A 904-nucleotide genomic window follows, 5' to 3' on the forward strand; every position below is an offset into this window, starting at 1 on the left:
GCTTTATACCTGCACATTTTTTCAAACGCAGCTCAAAATCCTTGCTTACTCCATTAAACTTGGTAAGCCTTCTTTTTTTCTTGGGGCTGACGTAGATTAGCAGTCATGATAGGCTGCTAAAATTAAGATAACCCACTGTAAATTAAAAAAGACGACACAAAGAAAGCTGCTCGAATATTTTGTGCCGGAAGTAACCGCACGTTCCGCTGCCGATATCTTAGGTATCCAACCTAACACCGCCATACTCTTTTACCGCAAAATCCGCCTCGTTATCAGTCATCATTTGGCTTTGCAGGCAGACCAGGTTTTTAGAATTGGACGAGAGTTACTTCGGCGGTAAGCGCAAAGGAAAACGCGGCAGAGGAGGCGCAGGCAAAGTGGTGGTTTTCGGTATCCTCAAACGCGGCGGCAAGGTTTATACCGTTGTGGTGAACAATGCCAAGAGGGAAAGTTTATTTCCTGTTATTACGAAGAAGATCATGCCGGACAGCGTGGTTTATACGGACAGTCTGAGCAGTTATGACGTACTGGATGTGAGCGGTTTTCACCACCATAGGATTAACCACAGCAAGGCATTTGCCGACCGGCAAAACCACATCAACGGCATTGAGAATTTTTGCAATCAGGCGAAGCGGGTGTTACGCAAGTACAATGGGATTGACCGGAAAGCGTTTTCGCTGTTTTTGCAGGAATGCGAGTTCCGTTTCAATTTTGGAACACCAAGCCAGCAGTTGAAAATCCTGCGGACTTGGTGGGGGATTTAGGGCTAATCTACTTCAGCCCTCAAAGAATTAAGAGAAAAATCCTGTGCCATTTTTTGGGGGGGCTGGTATATATAGCTAGCCTTGGATTTTGCCGTGTTGTAGACGGATGATGCGATCAGTTTTTTCGCCCAGTTCAGGGT

General features: G+C 45.9%; 1 pseudogene. It reads left to right on the top strand.

What is annotated here, in order from left to right:
• Positions 1 to 121: 121 nt before the first annotated feature.
• Positions 122 to 764, top strand: a pseudogene (locus EII32_RS11345) (IS1595 family transposase).
• Positions 765 to 904: the final 140 nt, after the last annotated feature.

It is taken from the genome of Prevotella sp. OH937_COT-195 (assembly GCF_003932845.1).
Classification (GTDB): Bacteria; Bacteroidota; Bacteroidia; order Bacteroidales; family Bacteroidaceae; genus Prevotella.